The sequence below is a fragment of the Reyranella sp. GW821-FHT14A01 genome (assembly GCF_058803965.1).
This window is the reverse complement of record NZ_JBXAPM010000006.1, coordinates 167,584-183,239: the sequence shown is the minus strand read 5'-3', so window position 1 is coordinate 183,239 and position 15,656 is coordinate 167,584. Positions and strand designations below refer to the sequence as shown.

The following is a 15,656-nucleotide window of genomic DNA, read 5'->3' as shown; positions in this document are numbered from 1 at the left end:
CATGGACCGTCTGGACGAGTTCGCGATCTTCGTGCGCATCGTGGAGGAAGGGAGCCTCGTGCGCGCGGCGCAGCGCCTGCGCCGCTCGGCGCCGGCCGTGACGCGCGCCCTGGCCGCCCTGGAGGACCGCATCGGCGTGCGCCTGATCGATCGCACGACGCGGCGGCTCGCGCCGACCGAGGCGGGCCGAGCCCTCTACGAGCGGGCACGCGCCGTCGTTGCCGACTACGAGGCGGCCGCGGCGGGCGCGCGCGAGGCACCGGTGCGCGGCCTGTTGCGTATCGCCGCGCCGGTGCAATTCGGGCGGCGTCACGTCGCGCCTCTCGCAACGCGCTTTCTGGACAGTCACGACGGCGTCGAGATCGAGCTCATGCTGAACGACCGCAACGTCGACCTGATCGAAGAGGGGATCGATATGGCCGTACGCATCGGCGCACTCGCCGATTCCAGTCTCGTCGCCCGGCCGGTCGGGCATGTGCGGCGGCAATGGGTGGCGAGTCCCGCCTATCTCGCCCGCCGCGGCACGCCGAAAACGCCGGCCGATCTCGCGACGCACGAGACGCTGCTGGGAACGTCGCGTGGCGCGCTGGAATGGAGCTTCGCCGGCCGTCGCCGCGGAGCGCCGCTGCATCTCGCGGGCCGGTTCCGCGTCGACGATATCGAGACCCGACTGAGGGTGGCGCGCGAGGGCCGCGGCATCGCGCAGTTCCTGTCGTATCAGGTGGCCGAGGATCTTGCGGCCGGACGCCTCGTGCGCCTGTTGCGCACCTTCGAGCCGGCGCCGCTGCCGGTGCAGCTTCTCACCAAGGGCCGCGCCCATCGCGCGCCGAAGATCGACGCCTTCCTCGACTTCGCGGCCCAGAAATTGTCGGCCCTGCCCATACTCCGACCGGATTGACACATCGTGTGCAATTGCCCTAGCCCTTAACCTTCAAGTTAAGGAAACAGGGAGCGCCGGATGTCGTATGTCGATGGCTTCGTCCTCATCGTGCCGAAGAAGAAGATTGCCGCCTATACGAAGATGGCCCGCGTTGCCGGCAAGGTCTGGCGCGAGCATGGAGCGCTCGACTATCGCGAATGCGTCGGCGACGATCTCAAGGTGAAATTCGGCATGCCCTTCACCAAGCTGGTCAAGACCAAGCCCAGCGAGACGATCGTCTTCTCCTACATCGTCTACAGGTCGCGGGCGCATCGCGACCGGGTCAACGCCAAGGTGATGGCCGATCCGCGCCTGCAGAAGATGCCGCCCGACATGCCGTTCGACCCGAAGCGCATGGCCTATGGCGGTTTCAAGACCATCGTCGCAGCATAGCTGCTGCAAATTTGCGAATCGTTCGCAATTGGGATAAAAGGGAGAGAGATGGCCGGAAACTATCGCTATTCCCTCCTGCAGAGTTTTGCCGAGCACCGTCATGCGCTGACGCGCTTCCTGACGCGCCGTCTCGGCAATTCGGCGCTGGCGGAGGATTTCGCGCATGCGACCTGGATGCGCGTCGCCCACGGTCCGGGCAGAGGGGTCGTCGGCGATCCGCGTCGCTACCTGTTCCATATCGCCGCCGACCTGGCGGTCGACCACCAGCAGCGGGCGGCGAAAGAGACGGCGCCCGCCGGCGTCTCCCCCTTGCCGGAAAACGTCGTGCTCTATCGCAGCGAGTTCGCGCGGCTGGTCCGCGTGATCGAGGATCTGCCGGCGCGCTGCCGCGAGGTCTTCCTGCTCTGCCGGTTCGAGGGCCTGTCGCACGCCGACGCCGCCGACAGGTTGGGAATCAGCCGGAATAGCGTCGTCGGCCATATGGTGGATGCGATGACGGAGATCGAGCGCGAGATGGACTTCTCGCGGTAGGATCGCGCGTCGGGCGTCGCTGCCCCGGAGCATCATGCGGAAAAAACGTCAGGATCCGCTGGTTGAAGAAGCACTGCACTGGCTCGTCGTCCTGAAGGACAGCAATGCGAGCGAGGCCGATCGCCAGGCCTTCGACGAGTGGCTGAAGCATGATCCCAGCCACGAGGATGCCTGGCGTCGTGCGCAGCTTGTATGGATGCGCCTCGACAGGATCGGTCCGGCCTTCAGGAACCGGGCACCGTCAGCCGTACCGGGGCGGCCGCGTCTCGTCGAACCGCCGTCGATGCATCCCCCGATATCGGCGCCGTTGCCCGGGCGGCCAGGTCTTCGTCGCCGGCGCTTGCTCTATGCCACGGCCGGCGTTGCGGTTGTCGCCGCACCCGCGATCGCCCTGCTGACACGACCCGGCCTGTTCGCGGATCACGCCACCGCGGTGGGGGAACGCCGCAAGATATCCCTCGATGACGGCTCGAAGGTCGAGTTGGCCGGCTCTACGTCCCTGTCGGTCGACTTTGCCGCCGACCAGCGCCGGATCGTGCTGCATCGAGGCGAAGCCTTCTTCAATGCCATGGCCGATCCGGCACGCCCCTTCGTGGTCGACGCCGCAACGGGCCGAACGCGGGCCTCCGGCGCGGCCTTCGACATCAAGATCAGCCCTCCTCTTGTCGCGGTGGCCGTCATGTCCCACTCCGTCTTCGTGTCGGCGAACGGCGTGGAACCGGTGACCGTCAACGAAGGCCAGCGCGTGCGTTACGGTCCGAATCTGACCGGTCCCGTACGCGACGCGAACCTCGACCAGGTCGACGCTTGGCGCCGCGACCGACTGGTCTTCCAGGACACGCCGCTCGGCGAGGTGATCGCGGATCTCGAGCGTTACCGCGGCGGCCGCATCCTCTTGATGGATTCGGCCTTGCGCCGACTGGCGGTGACCGCCGCATTCGATGTCGGCGAGGCCGACGCAGCCATCGACGCGATCGCCCGCTCGCTGCCGATCCGGGTAACCCGCTTCACCAACCTGCTGATGGTGCTCTCGCCCAGGGGCTGAGGCGCCGGCGGCTATTTCACCGCGACGAGGCGAATGCCGCCAAGATCGCGCCGAAGGATCAGTTCGACGAACCGGATATAGGATTCGTGGAAGGCGTCATGGCCCATCGGCGTGCCGGCCTGGCGCGCTTCCTCGCGCAGGCGCTGGTACATCGCCAGCCGTTGCTCGAGGATCGGCCCCCATGCCTCGGTGAGGTCAGTCGCCGACTGCACGCGGAAGCCGGCCTCTCGCGCAATGTCGACGTACGACGACAGGCTTTCCAGCGGCTGGATGGCCATGCCGTCCCACATCAGCTTCGCATCGCTGGCCGAGAGCGGCGTGTTGGCGATCCAGTCGGTCATGGCGAGCCGGCCGCCCTTGCGCAGGACACGGAAAGCCTCCGCCAGCGCCTTGGCGTGACCGGGCACGTGGCAGAACGCCTCCTGGCTCACCACGGCGTCCATGGTCTCGTCGGCCAGTGGCGCGTCCATCACGTTGCCTTGCTGGACCCGGGCAGTGTCCTGGAGGCCGACCAGCGCAATCAGTTCCTGCGCCGCCGCGACGCGGGACGGGGTCAGTTCGATACCGGTGACGTCGGCGCCGTAGCGGTGAGCGAGATAGCGCACGGTGCCGCCGAGCCCCGCACAGAAATCCGCGACTTGGTGCCGCGTCCGATCGAGGCCGCTTCCGCCAGTGCATCGGTGGCGGCGATGCCGCCGTAATGATCCTGGTCGTGCGGCCAGAGTTCTTCCGGTGTGACGCCGTCCAGGTGGCCGCGGCTCGCGCGCAGCTTCGCCTTGATGATCTCGCCCGACATCGGATGGCGGTCATAGAAATAGATCGCCTGGGCGGTCGCGTCGGTCATGGGCTCCCCCGTCGGGGCGCCCCGACTTTTCATGGTTTGTTGGGGAGCATCTTGCGGATCGCGCCGGACCCGTCAAACAATCTCAGTCGGGCGTGACCCCGAACCGGCGTTGCCAGAAATCGCGCGAGCGGCGCTCACCCACGTCGCAGCCAAGCTCGTACTCGGGGCGCACGAAGCGGGTGTAGTCGTCGTCGGCTTTCACCTGGCGGCGGCCGCTGCCACCACTTCCCGATTGCGCAAGCTGCAGGCCGTCGCGCGGCGCACCGAGCTCGCCGATGTCGAAGTCGTTCAGTGGACCGATGTCGGCCACCTCCTGCAGGAGCTTCTTGCGGACCGCACGGGGGAAGTCCTCGAAGCTGCGTGCCACCTCGACGAAGGAGCGCGGCCCGCCGGTCACGCAGTGCAGGTAGTATTTGTCGAGGTCGTCCTCGGCCGGGAAGCCGAACGGGTTGGGCCGCCCGTTCATGATCGGCAGGCCGTTGATGATGATACGCTCCTTCAGCGCGTCGTGGCGGACATCGGTCACCAGCCCGCCGTCGTTGTTCGATCCGTCGCCCGAGATGTCGAGTACCTTGCGGTCGGCGTCGTAGGGGCTGCCTTTGTACATCGGGATGGCGTAGCGGATGGCGCCGCTGATCGAGGTGCGGCGCGAGATGGTGATCGGTGCGTCTTCGAGACGCTTGGCGAAGGCCGAGATCGCGGCCTCGGAATCGAGCAGGGTCCAGTCGACCAGCAACTTCTGGATCCAGGCGTCGGACCATTCGAAGTAGGCGACGGCGATGCGGCCGTGATTGCCGCCCAGGATGGCCTTGACGATGACCGGGTCGCTGAAGGCCTCGACATAGCCCTGGCGCTGCAGCTTGGCCTCGTCGGGGTCGATGCTGCCCGAGATGTCGATCGCCAGCACCAGCGCGAGGTCGACTTCCTTGCGCTCCTGGGCTGCCGCCGGCAGCGCGAGGAGGAGAAGGGCGATCAGACCAACCAGTCGGGCCACGGCGACCTCCGCGTTTGTTACGCTTCAGAGGCAAGAACCATACCGCTCATCGAGAGCCCGTGTCACCGCGCACTGGACGGCGAGTGGCGGCGGTCGCTAGCCTCTGCGAAAGACGAAGCGGAGGATGCTCATGGATCTGGCGCTCAGCAGGGAAGACGAAGCCTTCCGCAGTGAGGTTCGTCGTTTCCTCGACGAGAACCTGACCGAAGACCTGCGCGAGGCCGGGCGCAAGACAGGCGGCGTTTTCGCCGACTTTGCAGCCGGACTGCGCTGGCACAAGATTCTGGCCCGCCGGGGCTGGTCGGCGCCGACCTGGCCCACGGAACATGGCGGCACCGGCTGGAGCGCGACTGAGCGCTACATCTTCAGTCGCGAATGCATCGCAGCCGACGCGCCGCGCATCTTCTCGATGGGCCTGCGCATGGTCGGGCCGGTGATCATGAAGTTCGGCACGCCCGAGCAAAAGGCCAAGTACCTGCCGCGCATCGTGGCCGGCGACATCACCTTCTGTCAGGGCTATTCCGAGCCGGGCTCGGGCTCCGATCTCGCCAGCCTCAAGACCAGGGCCGAGCGCGACGGCGACGATTACGTGATCAACGGCACCAAGATCTGGACGACCGGTGCGCATGTCGCCGATCACATGTTCTGCCTGGTGCGGACCTCGACCGAGGGCAAGCCGCAGGACGGCATCTCCTTCGTGCTGATCGATTCGATGAAGGCACCGGGCCTCAGCGTCGCGCCGATTGTGACCCTGGCCGGCGACCACGAGGTCAACCAGGTGTTCCTCGACAATGTTCGCACGCCGGTCGCCAACCGCATCGGGCCGGAGAATGCCGGCTGGACGGTCGCGAAGTATCTGCTCGAGTTCGAGCGCGGCGGCGATGCCTATACGCCCAACCTCCATGCCCGGCTCGACGATGTGAAGCGCATCGCCCGCGAGGAGGCGGCCGACGGGTCGGGCCGGCTGATCGCCGAGCGTGGCTTCATCGAGCGGCTGGCGGAGGCCGAGATGGAGATCCAGGCGCTGGAGATGATCGAGATGCAGGTCCTCTCCGACCTGAGTCGCGGCCGCAATCCCGGTGCCGTGTCCTCGGCGATGAAGATCAGGGGCAGCGAGACCCTGCAGAAGCTCGACCATCTCGGCGTCGAGGCGCTGGCCTGGTACGCTGCACCCTTCGAGCCCGAGGCGCGTGAGATCGGCCACAACGAGCCGACCGTGACGCCGGACTGGGGCATCAGCGCCATGCCGCTCTATCTCAACAACCGCGCCTCGACGATCTATGCCGGCTCGAACGAGATCCAGCGCAACATCATCGCCAAGGCGGTGCTAGGGCTCTGACTTGTCATGAGGGACTTGTAAGCTCGCAATTCACTTCACATCTGTAGGGCTATGACCGATCCGTATTCCGTCCTGGGCGTGCCGAGGACCGCCTCCGAGGACGATATCCGCAAGGCGTTCCGCAAGCTCGCCAAGAAGCACCACCCCGACCTCAATCCCGGCGACAAGGCGGCTGAAGCCAAGTTCAAGGAGATCAGCCAGGCCAACGACATCCTGTCCGACGCGGAGAAGCGCCGTCGCTTCGATGCGGGCGAGATCGATGCCACCGGCCAGGAAGTCCCGCCGCGCGGCTTCTATCGCGACCAGGCGGGCGGCTATGGCGGCAAGTACGACCATGCCGCCGGCCACGAATCCTTCGTCGACATGGGCGGCATCTTCTCCGAGATGTTCGGCGAACGCCGTGGCTTTCGCGGCGGCGGAGGAACGGGCTCCGGCTTCGGAGGCTTCGACATGGGCGGCATGCCGGTCACCTACAGCCTGCGCGTACCCTTCCTCGTGGCGGCGCGTGGCGGCAAGCAGCGGGTCAACCTGCCCGATGGCAAGACGCTCGACATCGACGTGCCCGAGGGCACGTCCGACGGCCAGACCCTGCGCCTCAAGGGGCAGGGCATGCCGGGCTCACAAGGTGGGCCTGCCGGCGATGCCTATGTCGAGATTCATGTCGATCCACACGCCTTCTTCCAGCCGCGCGACAACGACATCCATGTCGACCTGCCGGTGACCGTCACGGAGGCGGCGCTGGGCGGCAAGGTGAAGGTGCCGACGGTGGGTGGCGCGGTGATGCTGAACGTGCCGGCGGGCTCCAATACCGGCACGTCGCTGCGGCTCAAGGGCCGTGGCCTGCTCGACCGCAAGTCGGGCCAGCGCGGCGACCAGTACGTGAAGCTGAGGGTCGTGCTGCCCGAGACTCCGGACGACAAGCTGAAGGAGTTCCTCGCGAATTGGGAAGCGGGTCGCGCCTACGATCCGCGCAAGGAGATGGAGCAGTTCACATGACGACGCTGGACGAGCTGCTGCGCCAGCACGGGCGCCTCACGTCGGTCCATGTCGAGCGCTGGGTATCGCGCGGCCTGCTGCGGCCGGCCGGCAGCGGCGACAGCTGGAGCTTCGAACAGATCGACGTGGCCCGCGCCCGCCTGCTGGGCGAGCTGGTCGACGAGCTGGGCTTCGACGATGAATCCGTCGAGACGGTGGTCGACCTTGTCGACCAGGTCCATACCTTGCGCCGACAGCTCGACCTGCTGGGCCACGCCATCGCCGAGCAGCCCGCTGCGACGCGCGAGGCGATCGCGGTGGCCCTCGACCGCCTGTCGCGGCGTTAGCCTCAGCTGGCGGTCCGGCCGAGGGCGCGCGTGGCGGCGAGGTGGCGGGCAATTGCGCCGGGCTTGGCGGCGCCGAGGCCACCCACGATCGTGTCGCGCACCGGCGCGTAGCCCACGAAGCCCAGGATGTTGCGTTTCAGGTTCTTGACCGCGTGGGCGCGAAAGTACCAGCGGTACAGGATTTCCGGCATGCCCATGGTGACGATGATCCGGGCGCTCCGCCCGCCGAGATGCTTCTGCGGGAAGCCGTTGGGGCGATAAGCGAAAGCGAAGCCCGGCCGCAGCGTCTGCTCGAAGAAACCCTTGAGCAGGGCCGGCATGTCGCCCAGCCACAGAGGGAAGACGACCATCAGGTGATCGGCACGCCGGATCGCCTCCTGCGCCGCCTTGATGTCGGGCGGTGCCGTGTCGGCCTCGAACTCGGCCTGGGAGCGGAGCAGGTCGAAACGGAGCGCACCGATGTCCAGCCGTTCGATCGTATGGCCGGCCGACGCGGCACCGTCGGCATAGGCGTCGGCGAGGGCGCCGCAGAGGCCCTTGCGAGCAGTGTCGGGATGGCCGTTCAGGATCAGGATGCGCGAGCCCATGGGCTACGCTCGCATGGGCCCGCCATCCCTTCCTTGATGTGGATCAGGGACGATCGCTCATTCCGGCTCGACGCCGGCGCGCTTCACGGCGTCGCCCCAGGCGGCGCAACCGGTCCTCATGATCTCGCCCATCTCGGCGGGAGTCGTGCCGGTGGCGATCAGGCCCATGTCGAGCAGCCTCTCCTTGCCTTCGGGCGTCTGCACCAGCTTGCGGATCTCCGCGCTCATGCGCTCGACGATCTCCTTGGGCGTGCCGGTCGGCGCCATGATGCCGTTCCAGCCGGTCAGGTTGATCTTGTAGCCGGCCTCTTCGAAGGTCGGCACGTTGGGCAGGCGGGGCCAGCGCTGCGCCGAGGTGACCGCCAGCGGCGTCAGCTTGCCGCCGTTGATCGCACCGCCGCTGGCCGCGAGATCCTGGATGGTCATCGGGATATGCCCGGCCACGACGTCCTGCACGGCGGGGCCGGCGCCCTTGTAGGGGACGTGAGTCATGTCGAGCTTCTCGGCCTGGTTCAGCATCTCGCCCCAGATGTGCGAGGAGGAGCCGTTGCCGAACGACGCGAAGTTCACCTTGCCCTTGCGCTCCTTGGCCCAGTCGACGAATTCCTTGACCGTTTTCAGGTTGAGGGAGGGCGGCACGACCATGGCGAGCGGCGCCAGCCCGTGCTGCGTCACCGGCATGAAGTCCTTGAAGCCGTCATAGGGGATCTTCTTGTAGACGTACGGGTTGATGCACATCATCGACGAGTTCACGTAGACGAACGTGTAGCCATCGCCCGGCAGGTTCTTGACGATCTCCATGCCGACCATGCCGTTGGCGCCGGGCTTGTTGTCGACGATGATCTGCTGGCCCAGCACGCCGGAAAGCTTCTCGGCGAAGTAGCGCGACGCGACATCGGTCTGGCCGCCGGGCGGATAGGGTGCCACCAGCCTGATCGGCTTGTTGGGCCAACCGGCCTGCGCGAACGCATTTGGCGCAACCAGCAGCATCGCACCGGCAAGTGCGGCGGCAATTTTATTGATCATTTCTTCCTCCCTATTGGGAAGGAAGCTAGCCGACCTTTCTGTGCGCTGTCACGGCCTGCAGCGCCGTCCAGACCTTGGCGGAGGTGAGCGGCATGTCGATGTGGCGCACACCCAGCGGTCGCAGCGCATCGAGCACGGCATTGGCCAGCGCCGCCGGCGCGCCGTTGGTCGGCAGCTCGCCGACGCCCTTGAAGCCCAGCGAATTGTTGGGCGAGGGCGTGACGATCGTCTCCACCTGCAGCGGCGGCAGGTTGTCGGCGCGCGGCAGGGCATAGTCCATCAACGTGCCGCTCAGCAGCTGGCCCGTCTCCTCGTCGTAGATCGCTTCTTCCATCAGCGCGTTGCCGAGCCCGTGCACGATGCCGCCATGCATCTGGCCGGCGAGCAGGCGCGGATTCACCACGGGGCCGCAATCGGCGACCGCCAGGAAACGCTCGATATGCGTCGTGCCGGTCTCGGGATCGACCTCGACCTCGCAGACCATGACGCCGGTCGGGAAGGACTCGATCTTGTCGGCGAAGACGGCGTCGCCGTCGAACGGCTTCCAAGCCGCCAATTCGAACAGGCCGATTCGCCGATCGGTGCCCACGACCTCGAAGGCGCCGTCGCGATAGGCGATGTCCGCCGGCGACGCCTCGAGCCGTTCGGCGGCGAGGTCGCGGCCGCGCTGGATCACCACGTCGGCCGCGCGCTTCAGGGTCGTGCCGCTGATGATGGTCGAGGAGGAGCCGCCGGTGCCGCCGCCGCGCGGGATGCTGCGCGTGTCGCCCTGGCGGATCTCGATGCGCTCGACCGGCACGTCGAGCGCGGCCGACAGGATCTGCGCGAACACCGTCTCGTGGCCCTGGCCCTGGCTCTGCGTGCCGACGCGCGCGACCAGACGATTGGCCTCGACGTTCACGACGACATGCTCGTCGGCGATGCCGCCGGTGCCGTGGAGGTGACAGGAGAAACCCACCCCGCGCCGCTTGCCGGCGGCCTCGCTTGCGGTACGTCGGGCCGCGAAGCCTGCCTCATCGGCGACGGTGAGCGCCGTGTCGAACAGCTTCGTGCAGTCGGCGGCGTCGTAGGTGTAACCGCTCGCCGCCGCATAGGGCATCTCGTCGGCGCGCAGCAGGTTGAAGCGGCGCAGCTCGATCGGCGTGCGGCCGGTCTCGTGCGCGGCCAGATCGACGAGCCGCTCCAGCAGGAACAGCGCCTCGGGCTTGCCGGCACCGCGGATCGCGTCGACCGGCACGGTGTTGCTGAAGACGCAGTCGAAGTCGATGCGGATCGCGGGAATGCGGTAGAGGCCTGAGATGACCTTGGCGAGGCCAGTCGTCGGGATGGTCGGCGCGAACATCGAAACGTAGGCGCCGTAGTTGGCTTGCGCCTTCACGCGCAGACCGATGAAACGGCCGTCGGAATCGAGCGCGAGGTCGGCCGTGGCGACGAGATCGCGCGCGTGGCTGTCGGCCAGGGAAAGTTCGGCGCGTTCGCAGCTCCAGCGCAGGCCGCGGCCGAGCTTGCGCGTGGCCCAGGCGATCAGCGTCGATTCGGCATAGATGGGATATTTCGGTCCGAAGCCGCCGCCGACATCCTCGGTGACCAGCCGCAGCTTTTCCTTCGGAAGGTCGAGTACGCGCTCGCACATCAGTCGGTGCGGGACCTGCACGCCTTGCGAGGAGAAGGTGACGGTGACCACATTCTCCGCGGCGTCGTAGGTCGACCAGGCGGCCCGCGTCTCCAGGTAATGCACGATCTGGCGCGGCGAGCGGATGGAGAGCGTCGAGACATGGGCGGCGCGCGCGAAGGCGGCATCGGTCGCCGCACCATCGCCCTTGCCCCAGCGGCACATCAGGTTGCCCGGGACGTCGTCGTGCACCAGCGGCGCATCGGGCGCGAGAGCCTGTGCGGCCGTCACGACGGCGGGCAACTCTTCGTACTCGACATGAAGCAGTTCGGCGGCATCGCGCGCCTGATCGATCGTGTCGGCCACGATCATGGCCACGATGTCTCCCACATGCCGAACCTTGCCGACCGGCATGGGAAGATGCGATGGCTCGCGGTGGCGGTTGCCGGCATCGTCCTTGATCTCGCTGATGGCCGGCAGGTGGCCGACCTTGTCCGCGACGAGATCCTGCGCCGTATAGATCGCCTTCACGCCAGGCGAGGCGAAGGCGGCTTCCGTGTCGATGCCCACGATACGGGCATGCGCATGCGGCGAGCGCACGAAGAGCACGCAGAGCGCATCGGTTGGCGCCGTATTGTCGGCATAGCGCCCGCGGCCAGTCAGGAACCGCTGGTCTTCGCGACGCGTGATCGAATGACCGAGCTTGAGCGGGGCGTTCATCGGGCCGAAAGGTGCCGAACCGTGCAGGTTGTTGTAATCTTTGCCACCAAAAGCTCTCAGTCGTTCTGTATCGAGCTTTATACACCGGTTCCGGCAACCAGCATCGACATGAAATCTAGGCTTTGGATCAAGTCTGCTTTGGCAATGGCGCTCGCGATGCCCTGCGGTGCTTCTGTGGCGCAGGCGCAGTCGCCCGCTGACCGGACGATGCTTGGCCGGGCGATCGAGCTGGTCGATGCACATCTCGACAAGGCGCAGCGCGAAGCAAATGCGGATCTCAAGCGACGGCTTCAGGTCGAGGGTTACCTGGCGTTGCTCTCGTTGCCGTCGACCCATCGCCAATACGAAGCCGCCGACAGGCTGAGGTCGATCGACGAGGCGTTGGTGGAGAAGCCGCTGTCGGCCGACCGCGAGGTCATCGAGGCCGGATTGAATACGGCGAAGGCCTTGGCGGAGGAGCGTGACGACCCGCAGCGCATCTTTCTGATCGACCGGCAGTATGCCGGCCTGTCGTCCGGCGAGGGCGTGAACCAGCAGTATTTCTGGCAGCTCATGCGGGCGAACGACGCCGATGCGATGACCTGGTTCTTCCAGTCGATGCAGCCGGGCGTCAGCGAGGCCGCGGGTGTCGTCAATCGCAGCGTGGGCATCGGTCTGTTGTGCCAGCACGATCGCAGGTCCCTTGCCCGGCAGGTCGCGATCCGTCTCACCGAACCCGAACTCGATCATGCGATTGGGCCGCGCCTCGCCGACCTCGGCGCCACGGCAGAGGCCGAGCAGCGGGCGAATCGGACGATGACGCAGACCACGCGTCGTGCACCGGCCGGGCCGGAGATCCTGATCCGCATGGCCGTCGTGGCGAGCCGTCGCGGCGATGGCGGCGAGGTCGAGCGTCTCGTGCGCAAGGTGATCGAAGCGGTCGAGCCGCGCCAGTTCTCTCCCGAACGCCGCGTGTCGACGGACTACGGCGACTGCGACTGGACACTCGACCGCGGCTTCGCGCGGCGCTGGCAGGCGCGCAGCGTCTACTGGCAGTCTGCTTTCAAGCTGACGGCGGAACCGGCCGGCACGACGCTCGGACGACCCTATCTCGTGGCTCTCGCGGAAGCGGTTGCCGGGGCGAGCGCCGGCGCGCGCTCCGTCGAGCTGATCGACCAGTTGATCGCCGTCTTCGAAAAGAGCGTTCGCGAGAACGGGATCGATCTGACGAACGCCGCGATCCTGGCGGCCGAGACGCAGACCGATCTCGCGCGGCGCAACAACGGTCCGATGCTTGCCTGGTACTGGGCGAGGCAATCGTTGATCCTTGCCAGGATGGCGGCCGGCGGAGAGATCGACGAAACGGCGGCGAAGGCGCTGAGCCTCGACTGGGCCATGGGCTTCCTGGCCAGCTATCCAAGGTCGGGCCTTGCCCCGCGCCTGGCCGATCTTGCCGAGCCCGATCGCCAGGCCCTGGAGCGGATGAGCCCGAAGCTCCTGGCGCAGCTTCAGCTCGTGGCGCTGGTGATGGAAGGCAAAGGCGCCGACGCCCATGCGCTCATCGACCACGACCCCTCGGCGATCGAGTTCGACGGCGGGCGCATCGTTCCTCTGATCGAGGCTCAGGAGAATGCCGGCCTGAAGCCGCAGGCCGCTGCCGCGCTCTCGGCCTATCTCGATGTGTTCCCCGGCAAGGACCTCCCCGCGCTGCGGCTCCTGCTGCTGCAGGGGCAGGTCGACAAGGCGAAGGCGATGCTGCGCGCGTTCGTGGCCGGCGGCGCGGGGGCGTTCGGCGTCTCCGACATCTTCGTCGGCGTCATGCTGCTGCGTGAACTCGGCGACGAGACGGATGTCGCGACGCTCGTGGGCCTGCGCCAGGGAACGGATGCGCAGGAAGCGAGCCGGCGCCTGATCGAGGTCGCGGACGCGCTGGCCTGGGATGGCAAGGCCAGCGAGATCGACGCGGCATTCCGCCCGCTTCCGCGCGAGCTGGCGCAACTGCCGGCGAAGGACGCCGCCTGCCTGCGCGACACGTTGCAGGGCCTGCAGGCCGTCGCGCTGGCGCGGCGGGGCGATCTCGAAGCGGGTATCCGCCTGGTCGCCGATCGCAGCCTCGAGCAACGCCAGTTCTGCTGGGCCGGCCGCGGCTACGACAGCAAGCCGATCTTCGACGTTCGTTTCCTGGTGCAGGAATGGGTACGGCGCGGTCATGCGGCGCCGTAACGCGCGCCGCAGCCTCAGGTCATGGGTGTGGGCGAGATGGGCACTCGTTGTTGCAACGCTCGCCCTGGCGATAGGCAAGCCATCCGACGGCGAAGCGCAACATTATGGCGGTCGAACCACGTTGCCTCGCGCGACGGAACTGGTTGACGCCTACATCGAGCGCGCGGGACGGGAGAAAGACCCGGATCTGCGGCAAAGAATGCTGATCGAGGGATATACCGCTCTGCTGTCTCTTCCGATCGAGCGTGACTTGCGGGACACGGCGAAACGACTGCGCACGATATCCGACGGGCTGGGATACTACGGCAAGGATCGCCGGCTTCTGGAAGAATGGCAATGGGAAGCCATGAAGCTCTTCGAGCGGTACCTGGAGCCGGATCGTGTGTACCAACTCCTCGGCATCATCATGTACGATGCTCACTCTTTCGAGAGGGAGAGACGAGACTACGAATTCAAACGCCTGGTCGATGCCGATAACCGCGAGGCCTTGATCGGTTTCCTGTCGCGCGATGGGGACGGGAACAGTGTCGGTCGCATCAAGGATCTCTGCCGGGAGAACAGGTACGATCTGGCAGGATTTGCCGCGTTGGAATGGACGGATCCGGAGTGGGCCGACTCAATGGCGGACATTCTGGGGCAGCTCGGGCTGACCCGGCAGGCCGAAACCTTGGCGCGGGAGAGTTTGGCGGCTGGCGGTCGACAGAAGAGGGGCGGGATCGAAATGCTCACCAGGCTCGCCGCGACGGAGAGCCGCCGCGGCGATACGGCAAGCGTGCAGCGCCTGGCTCGTGCCGTGCTCGACGATCCGGACGCACGGTTTGCGGCCAAGGCACTCGCTCCTGATGTGAGTCGAGGGCCCTGCGACTCCAAGCTATGGAATGAATGGCCGGAGTGGCGGCAGCGAAGTATCGGGAAGGCTTCGTCGATCGGGTCGCGGGACGAGCCGCCGCGGATTTCCATTTTGTCGATCGGTGCATATTTGGGGGAGGCGCTTGCAGGAGCAGAAAACGATCCAGGCTCGATCGAGCTGATCGATCGGCTGATCGCCCTTCAGGACCGCGACAACGCGGAGAACGCAGTCGACCCGGTCAACCTGGCGCTCCTGTATAGATTGCCGGAGGGCATGACCGACGACGAACGCATGAACCTCTTGATCGAATACGCCGACCACCACCGCGTATATCGGGAATCAAAGGAAGCGTTGTTGCTGTCACGCTTCGTCCTCGGGGGCGCGCTGGACGACACATTGGCCAAGGTCGTTACGGCTGACGCGGTGAAGCAGTCTCTTTGGAATTATCCGCATAGCCCAATCGCGCAGCGTATACTGTCGCTGTCCGATCCGGAGAGAGAACGGATCCGGCGCGTTTCCCCGAACCTCGAGCCGATGCTGCGCTTCAACGCGCTGGTCTGGGAAGGGCGGGGACGCGAGGCCCGCATCTTGTCGGCCGAGCATCCGGGCGTGTACCTGCAGTTCCACGGTGATCGGGCGCTGCTGCGGCTGGTGGGGGTGCTGCTGAACGCGGAGATGAAACACCAGGCTGCTGCGATGCTCGACGCCTATCTCGAGATCGAGCCGGAGCCCGACACCATCGCGGTCCACTTTCTATTGATGCAGGGGCGTCGCGACCGGGCGAAGACCATGCTGCACCGGTTCCTTTCGGAGGGAAGGGAAGTCTTCGTGAGTGTCATGTTGTTGCGCGAGCTCGAACCGAGCATCGGTGTTTCCCGGCTCGAAATCTCCCCTCAGTGGGGCGAGGCCTACAAGAGAATCGAGAACTGGCTGTCGGTCATGGATGCTTTGGCGTGGCGCGGCTCGAGCGACGAGATCGAACTCTGGCGGCGAAATCCACCCACCGAGTTCACATTGCTGGACGAGGGTCAGCGAGCGTGTGTCCAGGACACGGCGGCGGGCCTGGAAGCGGTCGCGCTGGCGCGGCGCGGCGACCTGGAGGCTGGATTGAAACTGGTCGTCGACCGCGACCTCAAGCAGAGAGGGTACTGCCTGGTGCGCACGGAACGAGATGGCCGATGGCGCTTCGACTATGCCGAAACGCCCTTTTTCGATCTGCGCTACCTGGTTCAGGAATGGGTAGCGCGCGGACACGCCGCGAACTAGCGAGGC

At 66.5% G+C, this 15,656-nt stretch carries 15 protein-coding genes; 9 read left to right on the top strand and 6 right to left on the bottom strand.

The window, feature by feature from the left end:
* The first annotated feature begins 1 nt into the window (after position 1).
* From AC1ROX_RS12215 to AC1ROX_RS12200, 4 genes are read left to right on the top strand one after another with little or no spacing between them, the layout of a single operon-like run.
* A complete protein-coding gene (locus AC1ROX_RS12215) occupies positions 2-898 on the top strand; it encodes a LysR family transcriptional regulator (protein ID WP_493125816.1) in 897 nt (298 codons plus the stop codon).
* A 60-nt stretch (positions 899-958) separates the two neighbouring features.
* Positions 959-1,312, top strand: a complete 354-nt coding sequence (locus AC1ROX_RS12210; RefSeq protein ID WP_493125814.1) for a DUF1428 domain-containing protein — start codon at positions 959-961, stop codon at positions 1,310-1,312.
* A gap of 48 nt (positions 1,313-1,360) precedes the next feature.
* Entirely contained in the window at positions 1,361-1,843 is a 483-nt protein-coding gene (locus AC1ROX_RS12205; RefSeq protein WP_493125812.1) for an RNA polymerase sigma factor, read from the top strand.
* Positions 1,844-1,877: 34 nt separating this feature from the next.
* Positions 1,878-2,888 carry a FecR family protein gene (locus tag AC1ROX_RS12200; protein ID WP_493125810.1) on the top strand — a complete coding sequence of 337 codons (1,011 nt, stop codon included), beginning with the start codon at positions 1,878-1,880 and terminating at the stop codon, positions 2,886-2,888.
* An 11-nt stretch (positions 2,889-2,899) separates the two neighbouring features.
* On the opposite strand, the gene AC1ROX_RS12195 is transcribed toward AC1ROX_RS12200, so the two are convergent.
* From AC1ROX_RS12195 to AC1ROX_RS12185, 3 genes are all read right to left on the bottom strand, one after another.
* Positions 2,900-3,493 (bottom strand): class I SAM-dependent methyltransferase, encoded by a 594-nt coding sequence (locus tag AC1ROX_RS12195; RefSeq protein ID WP_493125808.1) that lies wholly within the window; start codon positions 3,491-3,493, stop codon positions 2,900-2,902.
* Complete coding sequence (locus tag AC1ROX_RS12190) at positions 3,442-3,732, bottom strand: hypothetical protein (RefSeq protein WP_493125806.1); 291 nt, start codon at positions 3,730-3,732, stop codon at positions 3,442-3,444. Before AC1ROX_RS12190 ends, AC1ROX_RS12195 begins: the two co-directional genes overlap by 52 nt.
* Before the next feature lie 82 nt (positions 3,733-3,814).
* On the bottom strand, positions 3,815-4,726 hold the full coding sequence (locus AC1ROX_RS12185; RefSeq protein ID WP_493125804.1) for a DUF1194 domain-containing protein: 912 nt from the start codon (positions 4,724-4,726) through the stop codon (positions 3,815-3,817).
* Between the two features lie 130 nt (positions 4,727-4,856).
* Between AC1ROX_RS12185 and AC1ROX_RS12180 the strand changes: the two genes are divergently transcribed.
* From AC1ROX_RS12180 to AC1ROX_RS12170, 3 genes are read left to right on the top strand one after another with little or no spacing between them, the layout of a single operon-like run.
* Positions 4,857-6,065: an acyl-CoA dehydrogenase family protein gene (locus tag AC1ROX_RS12180; protein ID WP_493125802.1), complete on the top strand. Its 1,209-nt coding sequence runs from the start codon at positions 4,857-4,859 to the stop codon at positions 6,063-6,065.
* Between the two features lie 51 nt (positions 6,066-6,116).
* Positions 6,117-7,061: a DnaJ C-terminal domain-containing protein gene (locus AC1ROX_RS12175; RefSeq protein ID WP_493125800.1), complete on the top strand. Its 945-nt coding sequence runs from the start codon at positions 6,117-6,119 to the stop codon at positions 7,059-7,061.
* Positions 7,058-7,387, top strand: coding sequence for a chaperone modulator CbpM (locus tag AC1ROX_RS12170; RefSeq protein ID WP_493125798.1), 330 nt, complete (start codon positions 7,058-7,060; stop codon positions 7,385-7,387). The genes AC1ROX_RS12175 and AC1ROX_RS12170 overlap by 4 nt, the downstream gene beginning before the upstream one ends.
* Before the next feature lie 2 nt (positions 7,388-7,389).
* Here AC1ROX_RS12170 and AC1ROX_RS12165 read toward each other — a convergent pair whose 3' ends face one another.
* Genes AC1ROX_RS12165 through AC1ROX_RS12155 form a run of 3 tightly spaced genes read right to left on the bottom strand, consistent with a single transcriptional unit; the run spans position 7,390 to position 11,332 of the window.
* Entirely contained in the window at positions 7,390-7,974 is a 585-nt protein-coding gene (locus tag AC1ROX_RS12165) for an NAD(P)H-dependent oxidoreductase (RefSeq protein ID WP_493125796.1), read from the bottom strand.
* A gap of 57 nt (positions 7,975-8,031) precedes the next feature.
* The gene (locus AC1ROX_RS12160) at positions 8,032-9,000 is read right to left on the bottom strand and encodes a Bug family tripartite tricarboxylate transporter substrate binding protein (protein ID WP_493125794.1); all 969 of its coding nucleotides are present in this window, start codon (positions 8,998-9,000) and stop codon (positions 8,032-8,034) included.
* A 25-nt stretch (positions 9,001-9,025) separates the two neighbouring features.
* Complete coding sequence (locus tag AC1ROX_RS12155; RefSeq protein WP_493125792.1) at positions 9,026-11,332, bottom strand: xanthine dehydrogenase family protein molybdopterin-binding subunit; 2,307 nt, start codon at positions 11,330-11,332, stop codon at positions 9,026-9,028.
* Positions 11,333-11,440: 108 nt separating this feature from the next.
* Here AC1ROX_RS12155 and AC1ROX_RS12150 point away from each other — a divergent pair, with 108 nt between their 5' ends.
* Positions 11,441-13,534: a hypothetical protein gene (locus AC1ROX_RS12150; protein ID WP_493125790.1), complete on the top strand. Its 2,094-nt coding sequence runs from the start codon at positions 11,441-11,443 to the stop codon at positions 13,532-13,534.
* Entirely contained in the window at positions 13,521-15,650 is a 2,130-nt protein-coding gene (locus AC1ROX_RS12145; protein ID WP_493125788.1) for a hypothetical protein, read from the top strand. Before AC1ROX_RS12150 ends, AC1ROX_RS12145 begins: the two co-directional genes overlap by 14 nt.
* Positions 15,651-15,656 lie beyond the last annotated feature (6 nt).

Coding starts and splice junctions, on each gene's coding strand:
- AC1ROX_RS12160 (WP_493125794.1), bottom strand. CDS start 9,000: ATGATCAATAAAATTGCCGCCGCACTTGCCGGTGCGATGCTGCTGGTT.
- AC1ROX_RS12170 (WP_493125798.1), top strand. CDS start 7,058: ATGACGACGCTGGACGAGCTGCTGCGCCAGCACGGGCGCCTCACGTCG.
- AC1ROX_RS12215 (WP_493125816.1), top strand. CDS start 2: ATGGACCGTCTGGACGAGTTCGCGATCTTCGTGCGCATCGTGGAGGAA.
- AC1ROX_RS12205 (WP_493125812.1), top strand. CDS start 1,361: ATGGCCGGAAACTATCGCTATTCCCTCCTGCAGAGTTTTGCCGAGCAC.
- AC1ROX_RS12165 (WP_493125796.1), bottom strand. CDS start 7,974: ATGGGCTCGCGCATCCTGATCCTGAACGGCCATCCCGACACTGCTCGC.
- AC1ROX_RS12180 (WP_493125802.1), top strand. CDS start 4,857: ATGGATCTGGCGCTCAGCAGGGAAGACGAAGCCTTCCGCAGTGAGGTT.
- AC1ROX_RS12155 (WP_493125792.1), bottom strand. CDS start 11,332: ATGAACGCCCCGCTCAAGCTCGGTCATTCGATCACGCGTCGCGAAGAC.
- AC1ROX_RS12175 (WP_493125800.1), top strand. CDS start 6,117: ATGACCGATCCGTATTCCGTCCTGGGCGTGCCGAGGACCGCCTCCGAG.
- AC1ROX_RS12200 (WP_493125810.1), top strand. CDS start 1,878: ATGCGGAAAAAACGTCAGGATCCGCTGGTTGAAGAAGCACTGCACTGG.
- AC1ROX_RS12190 (WP_493125806.1), bottom strand. CDS start 3,732: ATGACCGACGCGACCGCCCAGGCGATCTATTTCTATGACCGCCATCCG.
- AC1ROX_RS12210 (WP_493125814.1), top strand. CDS start 959: ATGTCGTATGTCGATGGCTTCGTCCTCATCGTGCCGAAGAAGAAGATT.
- AC1ROX_RS12150 (WP_493125790.1), top strand. CDS start 11,441: ATGAAATCTAGGCTTTGGATCAAGTCTGCTTTGGCAATGGCGCTCGCG.
- AC1ROX_RS12145 (WP_493125788.1), top strand. CDS start 13,521: ATGCGGCGCCGTAACGCGCGCCGCAGCCTCAGGTCATGGGTGTGGGCG.